The sequence below is a fragment of the Streptomyces axinellae genome, assembly GCF_039532135.1.
Lineage (GTDB): Bacteria > Actinomycetota > Actinomycetes > Streptomycetales > Streptomycetaceae > Streptomyces > Streptomyces axinellae.
Genome location: NZ_BAAARJ010000080.1, coordinates 1 through 778 on the forward strand (window position 1 = coordinate 1; position 778 = coordinate 778).

A 778-nucleotide genomic window follows, 5' to 3' on the forward strand; every position below is an offset into this window, starting at 1 on the left:
CGATAAAAAAATGCAATGGAAGATATCACAAAATAGCGAATAGCCGGCTGAAAACGTGAGTAAAGACGTTTATTGTGATTTTGGTGGTATTTTTGGCCAGTTGTGCACTGATGATGCCCGGCGGCGCTGCTGGACTGACCCCATAAAGTTGGATGGTTCATATTAAGCGGCTCTCAGAGCCTGGGTTCGGTACTCTACCGGACTCAGGCCTTTTAATTTCAGGCTTATCCGCTCGTTGTTGTAGTAATGGATATAGTCCTCTACGGCTTTTCTTAGCGCACTGACACTCCTGAACTCCCTCAGATAAAAACACTCCGATTTCAGGGTCCCGAAGAAGTTTTCCATCACTGCATTATCCAGGCAGTTTCCTTTACGCGACATACTCTGCGTCATCCCATGCGCCTTTAAACGTTCCTGATAGCTCCTCATCCTGTAATGCCAGCCCTGATCCGAGTGCAGCAGCGGAGCATCTCCCGGTCTGAGCTTCGGGAACGCACCGTCCAGCATCGTATTCACCATCTCCATCACCGGCCTTTCCGACAGGCTGTAGGCGATAACCTCCCGGTTAAACAGATCGAGAACTGACGACAGGTAAAGCTTTTTTCCCTGTACCGGGAACTCTGTCACATCTGTTACCCATTTTTCGTTGGCTTTTGACGCACCGAAGTTCCGGCTCAGGATATTGGGCGCGGCCTCGCCCGTTCTCCCTTTCCAGGCACGATATTTTTTCGCCCTTATCACAGACCGGAGTGACAGTTCTGCCATCAGCCGCTGCACT

The 778-nt window shown here is 50.4% G+C and carries 1 pseudogene; it reads right to left on the minus strand.

Features of this window, described 5'->3' with window-relative positions:
- Window positions 1-162 precede the first annotated feature (162 nt).
- A pseudogene (locus ABD339_RS33530) lies at window positions 163-778 on the minus strand (IS3-like element ISKpn1 family transposase); the annotation flags it as partial.